The organism is Blastococcus sp. SYSU DS0669 (genome assembly GCF_054050895.1).
Window position 1 is genome coordinate 40,306 of record NZ_JBJHAE010000026.1, and the last position, 6,233, is coordinate 46,538.

General features: G+C 72.1%; 8 protein-coding genes. All 8 read left to right on the top strand.

All coding sequences use genetic code 11. The features are described 5' to 3' along the window. Window positions 1-8: 8 nt before the first annotated feature. Window positions 9-842 (top strand): carbohydrate ABC transporter permease, encoded by an 834-nt coding sequence (locus ACI792_RS18750; RefSeq protein ID WP_456603929.1) that lies wholly within the window; start codon window positions 9-11, stop codon window positions 840-842. 137 nt (window positions 843-979) lie between these two features. Beyond that, the gene (locus ACI792_RS18755; protein ID WP_456603930.1) at window positions 980-1,120 is read left to right on the top strand and encodes a hypothetical protein; all 141 of its coding nucleotides are present in this window, start codon (window positions 980-982) and stop codon (window positions 1,118-1,120) included. Between the two features lies 1 nt (window position 1,121). Then, a complete protein-coding gene (locus ACI792_RS18760) occupies window positions 1,122-2,117 on the top strand; it encodes a sugar phosphate isomerase/epimerase family protein (RefSeq protein ID WP_456603931.1) in 996 nt (331 codons plus the stop codon). Next, window positions 2,114-2,497 (top strand): C-glycoside deglycosidase beta subunit domain-containing protein, encoded by a 384-nt coding sequence (locus tag ACI792_RS18765; RefSeq protein WP_456603932.1) that lies wholly within the window; start codon window positions 2,114-2,116, stop codon window positions 2,495-2,497. The genes ACI792_RS18760 and ACI792_RS18765 overlap by 4 nt, the downstream gene beginning before the upstream one ends. Continuing rightward, complete coding sequence (locus ACI792_RS18770) at window positions 2,494-3,396, top strand: redoxin domain-containing protein (protein ID WP_456603933.1); 903 nt, start codon at window positions 2,494-2,496, stop codon at window positions 3,394-3,396. Before ACI792_RS18765 ends, ACI792_RS18770 begins: the two co-directional genes overlap by 4 nt. Window positions 3,397-3,405: 9 nt before the next feature. Then, complete coding sequence (locus ACI792_RS18775) at window positions 3,406-4,632, top strand: ABC transporter ATP-binding protein (protein ID WP_456603934.1); 1,227 nt, start codon at window positions 3,406-3,408, stop codon at window positions 4,630-4,632. A gap of 9 nt (window positions 4,633-4,641) precedes the next feature. Next, window positions 4,642-5,649 (top strand): sugar phosphate isomerase/epimerase family protein, encoded by a 1,008-nt coding sequence (locus tag ACI792_RS18780; RefSeq protein WP_456603935.1) that lies wholly within the window; start codon window positions 4,642-4,644, stop codon window positions 5,647-5,649. After that, window positions 5,649-6,035 carry a C-glycoside deglycosidase beta subunit domain-containing protein gene (locus tag ACI792_RS18785; RefSeq protein WP_456603936.1) on the top strand — a complete coding sequence of 129 codons (387 nt, stop codon included), beginning with the start codon at window positions 5,649-5,651 and terminating at the stop codon, window positions 6,033-6,035. The genes ACI792_RS18780 and ACI792_RS18785 overlap by 1 nt, the downstream gene beginning before the upstream one ends. Window positions 6,036-6,233: the final 198 nt, after the last annotated feature.

Genomic DNA, 6,233 nt, shown 5'->3' on the forward strand with positions numbered 1-6,233 from the left:
CCCGGATCATGTTCCGCTACACGAAGATGACGGCCCTGCGCGAGGGGCTCGTCTGGGTCGCCGCGCTGCTGACCCTGCTCCCCTTCTACTTCCTCGTCATCACCGCGCTGAAGCCCGACGAGGAACTGCTGTCCACGGGGACGTCGGCGCCGCCCGGTCGGCCGACCCTCGAGAACTTCGCCGAGGTGCTGACCCAGGGCGGGGACAACAACATCCTGATGGCGCTGCTGAACAGCGTCCTGATCACGCTCGGCAGCATCGCCGGGCTGGTCGCCTTCGGATCGCTCGCCGCCTACGTGCTGGCCCGCAGCACCGCCCGGTGGGGGAGCGTCACCTTCTACCTCTTCCTCATCGCCATCCTGCTGCCCACCCAGCTGGGGCTGGTCCCGCTCTACATCGGCGCGCGGCAGCTCGGTCTGGTCGGTTCGGTGTGGGGGATGGTCCTGCTGTACGTCGGGACCCTGATGCCGCTGGCGGTGTTCCTCTACGCCGGCTTCTTCCGGAACCTGCCGCGCGACTACGAGGAGGCCGCAGCGCTGGACGGGGCCGGGCCGGGCCGGGTCTTCCTGCGCGTGGTGCTGCCGCTGATGGCGCCGGCCACCGGGACGGTCGCGATCCTCACCGGCCTGATCGTGTGGAACGACTTCTTCACCGCGTTGATCTTCCTCGGCGGTTCCGACAACCAGACGCTGCCGGTGTCGATGTACTACTACGTCGGCTCGCTGGTCTCGGCCTGGAACAAGATCTTCGCGATCGTGATCATCTCGATGGTGCCCATCCTGGCCTTCTACCTCTTCGCCCAGAAGCGGTTCATCCAGGGCTTCGCCGGCGGCATCAAGTAGGCGCTCGCTCCTGCCGCCCGGCGCTCAGCGCGCCCCAGCGCCACCCGTCCCGCTCCAGCCGCCCGGTCGTGCTCGTCCACCGGTCTGCCCTCACCCATCGTCCGTGGCCGCGGCCACCTGCCTCGCGAGGAGTTCCCATGGCTGACGACGTCGCTGCCGGCACCGCCGGCCGCTGGCCCGCCGGCACGGTGCACGGCCGCACCACCGGTCGCTGCGAGGGTGCCCTCCCACGGGTGGAGCCGTCCCGCACCGGCCGCTGGATCGAAGCCGGCGTCTGACATGACCCAGCTCGGTATGACGCTCTTCTCGCTGACCCCGCTGTGGCGGGGAGGCGCCGACGCGGTCGGACTGCTGGAACAGGTGGCCGCTGCCGGGTGCGGCCCGGCGGTCGAGCTGATCGGCCACCAGGCCTGGCGCGGCTTCCCCGCGGTCGCGCCGGAGGACGAGCGCGCCTTCCGCGACGCGGTCGAGCGGCTGGAGCTCACGCCGGTCGCCCTGGGGGTGTACACCGATCTCTTCCGCCGTCCGGGGCGGCCGATGACGGTGGAGCAGGCCTTCGACGACATCGCCCCCCAGCTGGCGGCCGCCGCGCGACTCGGCTTCCCCGTCGTCCGGGCGACGCTCGGGATGTCCCCCGAGCTGCTCGGCAGGGTCGCCGCGGAAGCGGAGCGGCTGGGCGTCGTCCTCACCTTCGAGGTGCAGGGCGCCACCACGCCGGGCGCCCCGGCCGTGCTGGAGCTGGTGGAGCTGCAGCGGCGGACCGGGACGCCCTTCCTCGGGCTGACGATCGACTCCAGCCTCTCCACGTCCGCGCTCCCGTCCGCCCTCGGTATGGCGCTGCGCCGGCTGGGTCTCGCTGCACCGGAAGTCACCGCGGTGCACCAGGCGTGGGCCCAGGGCGGCCCGATCGGGCCGCGCATCGGATCGGCGCTGGCGGTGGTCGCGGGGCACCCGCGTGAAGCGGAGCTGGCTCCACTGGTCGCCGGTGTGCTCGGCCGGTGCGGCCGGACGGAGCCGGAGGAGTGGGCTGAGCTCCTGCCGCTCGTCCGGCACGCGCACGCGAAGTTCTGGGACACGGACGTCGAGGCAGTCCGTGGGTCGCACGGAGCGTGGCTGCGAGCGCTGTCCGCAGCCGGCTACGAGGGCGCAGTCCTGAGCGAGTGGGGCGGCCACGAACTGCTCGAGCGCGACGGGGCGGACCCGATCGCCGTCTCGGCGGCGCACGTCGCGCTCCTGTCCGAGCTGGCCGGTGCCCGGACGGCGGTGACGGCATGACGATGAGCGAGGGCACCCTGCGCTCCGACGCGGTCTCGGCCCCGGACGGCCGCCTGCACCTCGCCGTCCGCCTGCCCTGGTACCGGTCGTTGCCGGTCTCCTGCCTCGAGGAGGTGGAGGTGACCGTCGACGGTGCCCAGGTGCCACTGCGCTCGGTCTCGACCGGCGGCTTCACCGGCCCGGTTTCCGACGCCGGCGGGTCCGGCACCTGGTGGGACCTGCGCGACGCGCTGGACGTGGCGCTCGACGCCCCGGGGGTTCCGGGGGCACGGCACCAGATCGGACTCGGCGTCGCCGTCCGGATCCCCTACATCCAGCAGGCCCCCGGCGTGCCGCTCGTGCAACGGGTGACCGTCCAGATCGAAGGGACAGTCCGATGAGCCGGCTCACCGTCGGTGACACCGCTCCACCCCTCGCGCTGCCCGGGACGGACGGCGCCACCGTCGGTCTCGACCCGGCGGACCGCGCCGCGACGGTCGTCGTCTTCACGGCCAACGGCTGCCCCTACGCGCGCGCCTGGCACGACCGCATCCAGGACGTCGTCCGCGATTACGCCACCCGGGACGTCGCCGTCCTGCAGGTCGTCAGCAACGACGAGTCCGACCACCCGGAGGACTCAGCGGAGGGTCTGCGGCAGCGGGTCGCCGCCGGCGAGGTGGTCGGGCCTTTCCTGCGCGACCCCGAGCAGGTCGTCGCCCGCGCCTACGGGGCAACGGCCACACCGGAGGTCTTCGTGATCGACCGGCGCGGTGTCGTGCGCTACCACGGCGCGCCGGACGGGAACCACGACGATCCTGCCCAGCGCGCCGGGTGGCTGCGTGAGGCGCTCGAGGACGTGCTCGCCGCGCGGGCCGTGGCCAGGCCGGTCACCTCTCCGGCCGGGTGCTCGATCAAGTGGCGGGTCGAGGTCCGCTGGTGGGCCGGTTGCCCCACGCGCGAGCGAGCCGCACAGGTGCTGCGGGACACCCTCGCCGAGCTGGGACGGGACGAGGTGGCCGTGGTCGAGCGCGAGGTCCGCAACCGGGAGGAGGCGCGGCGGCTGGGGTTCACCGGCTCCCCGACGTTCGCGGTGGGCGGCCGGGACCTGTTCCCGACTGCTGCGCCTGCGGCGCTGACCTGCCGGGTCTACACCCGCCCCGACGGCCGCGGCTCCCCGCTGCCGGACCCCGCCGAGCTGGCCGCAGCCCTCCGCACCGCGCTGGTCCGGCCGTGGGAGCTACCCGGCTGGGTCGACTTCCGCACGCAGTCCCCACGCCCGTCCCGAACCACCACCGACTGAGGAGCAGTCATGGCATCGATCACGTTCGACCACGTCACCAAGCGGTACCCGGACGGGACGCAGGCGGTCTCGGAGCTCGACATCGCCATCGCCGACGGCGAGTTCCTCGTCCTCGTCGGGCCCTCGGGCTGCGGCAAGACGACGGCGCTGCGCATGGCCGCGGGCCTCGAGGAGATATCCGACGGCACGCTCCTCATCGGTGACCGTGTCGTCAACGACGTCCACCCCTCCCAGCGGGACATCGCGATGGTCTTCCAGAGCTATGCCCTCTACCCGCACATGACCGTGCGCGAGAACATCGCCTTCCCGCTGCAGTGCTCGGGAGTGGGCAAGGCCGAGGTGACGGAGCGCGTCGAGCGGGCGGCGGAGGCGCTCGGGCTCACCGAGCTGCTGCACCGCAAGCCCAAGGCGCTCTCGGGGGGCCAGCGGCAGCGCGTCGCGATGGGACGCGCGATCGTGCGCCAGCCGCAGGCCTTCCTCATGGACGAGCCCCTGTCGAACCTCGACGCCAAGCTGCGCGGGCAGATGCGTGCGGAGATCCGCGGGCTGCAGCGCCGGTACGGGGTGACCACCCTGTACGTGACCCACGACCAGGTCGAGGCCATGACGATGGGCGACCGGATCGCCGTGCTGCGCAAGGGAGTGCTCCAGCAGCTCGGCACGCCCGACGAGCTCTACGACTCGCCGGCCAACCTGTTCGTGGCCGAGTTCATCGGCTCCCCGCCGATGAACGTCATGTGCGCGACGGTGGTCCGCACCGCGGCCGGCCACGAGCTCGTCCTCGGCTCGCAGCGGTTGCCGCTCCCCGCCGGTCTCCTCGAGGCCTACCCGCAGCTGGCGGGCGCCGACGCCACCCCGGTCGCCCTGGGGCTGCGCCCGGAGGCGTTGCGGGATCCCGCCACCGCGGCGCCCGACGCGCTGCGTCTCGTCGCCGAGGTCGACCTGGTGGAGAACCTGCCGCCGGAGAAGCTGGTCCGCCTGCGGCTCGACGCCGAGCCCGTGATCACCGACGCGATCATGGAGATCGCCGAGGACATGAACCCCGGTGCCTCGGGCGACCTGCGCAACCTCGCGGGCGGGACGGTGCTCCAGGCCCGGCTGCCCGGATCGGCGGGCGTGCGCGAGCGCACCCGTACCGAGTTCGCCGTCCCGCCGTCGGCCCTGCACTTCTTCGACCTGTCCACCGGGCAGGCCATCGCCCCGACCTCGCCGCGGCTCGTCGCGGTGACCGTCTGAGAGGACATCGTGTCCGCATCGGCCCACAGCATCAAGCGGGGCGTCAGCCTCTACTCCTTCCAGGAGGAGTACTTCCTGCGCATGCTGTCCGTCGAGGACTGCATCCGCGAGGCGGCTGCCTTCGGCGCCCGGGGGATCGAGCTCATCCCCGAGCAGATGATCCCCGGCTTCCCGCGGGTCAGCGACGAGTTCGTCGATTCGTGGTTCAGCTGGATGGAGAAGTACGGGACGACGCCGGTCGCCACCGACCTCTTCCTCGACACCAAGCGGTACCCCGATCGCTGGCTGACCCTGGACGAGCAGGTCGCCTCCTTCCACCGCGACATCGACATCGCGGTCCGGCTGGGTGCCCGGGTGGTCCGCGCGATCATCAACACCCCGCCCGAGGTGATGGAGGCCGCGGCCCCCTACGCCGAGGACCATGGCGTCCGGCTGCTGCTGGAGGTGCACGCGCCCTTCCACTACGAGCACCCGTGGATCCTCCAGCACCTCGAGGTCATGCACCGCACCGGTTCGCCGGCGCTCGGCCTCATGCCGGACATGGGCACGTTCGTGGAGCGCTTCCCCCGGGTGGTCAGCGAGAGGGCGCTGCGGGACGGCGCCAAGCCGGAGCTGGTCGACCTGATCGTGCGGACCTACGACGACCACGGCGACACCCACGCCCTGATGGACGTCGTCAACTACCGCGGCGGCGGTCCGGTCGACTTCGGGCTGGCCCGGCAGGCGACGCACTACATCTGGACCGAGCCGAAGTCGATGCTCGAGCACATGGCCCTCATCGGGCACATCCAGGCGAAGTTCTACGAGATGACCGACGACGAGGTCGAGTACTCGATCCCTTACGACCGGATCGTCCCGGTGCTCGTCGAGGGCGGCTTCGACGGCTACCTGTCCAGCGAGTACGAGGGCAACCGGCACATCCAGGACGCCTTCCCCGTGGACAGCGTCGAGCAGGTCCGCCGCCAGCACGCCATGTTCGCCCGCCTGCTCGGAGAGACCACCGGAGAGGACGCCTGATGTTCGACCAGTACATCGTCTGCGAGGAGGGCTTCCGCCCCCTGGACGACGGCCGCACCGGCGGTGTCGTCGAGGTCCGCATGCCGTACTACCGCGGCCTGGCCCTGTCGATGGTGGAGGCAGTCGACCTGGTGCTCGACGGACAGCCCGTCCCGCCGTCGCGGACCACGTTCACGGTGCACGGGAACACCTACACCTTCGACCAGCTGCCTCGGACGACCGACGACCGCTGGGAGATGGGGGAGCGGGCCCAGCTCGCCTTCGAGACCGACGAGCCGCTCGGGCCGGGAGAGCACGACGTCGCCGTGGCGGTCCGTCTGCGCATCTCGTACATGCCCGTGCCGGGAGGGGCGCGCGACAGCAAGCGGCTCACCCTCGCTGCCTGATCCCACGTCCCACCCCACGAGGAGCTCCCGCATGACTTCCCCCGGACGACCGTCCCTCGGCATCGGGCTGGTCGGCTACGCGTTCATGGGCGCGGCCCATTCGCACGCCTGGCGCACCGCCCCCCACTTCTTCGACCTCCCGCTGCGCCCGGAGCTGACCGTGCTGGCCGGCCGGGACCCCGCCAAGGTCGCCGAGGC

Excerpts from the sequence above, each read along its gene's own strand:
- ACI792_RS18770 (WP_456603933.1), top strand. The coding sequence starts at position 2,494 with ATGAGCCGGCTCACCGTCGGTGACACCGCTCCACCCCTCGCGCTGCCC.
- ACI792_RS18785 (WP_456603936.1), top strand. The coding sequence starts at position 5,649 with ATGTTCGACCAGTACATCGTCTGCGAGGAGGGCTTCCGCCCCCTGGAC.
- ACI792_RS18750 (WP_456603929.1), top strand. The coding sequence starts at position 9 with ATGTTCCGCTACACGAAGATGACGGCCCTGCGCGAGGGGCTCGTCTGG.
- ACI792_RS18755 (WP_456603930.1), top strand. The coding sequence starts at position 980 with ATGGCTGACGACGTCGCTGCCGGCACCGCCGGCCGCTGGCCCGCCGGC.
- ACI792_RS18760 (WP_456603931.1), top strand. The coding sequence starts at position 1,122 with ATGACCCAGCTCGGTATGACGCTCTTCTCGCTGACCCCGCTGTGGCGG.
- ACI792_RS18765 (WP_456603932.1), top strand. The coding sequence starts at position 2,114 with ATGACGATGAGCGAGGGCACCCTGCGCTCCGACGCGGTCTCGGCCCCG.
- ACI792_RS18775 (WP_456603934.1), top strand. The coding sequence starts at position 3,406 with ATGGCATCGATCACGTTCGACCACGTCACCAAGCGGTACCCGGACGGG.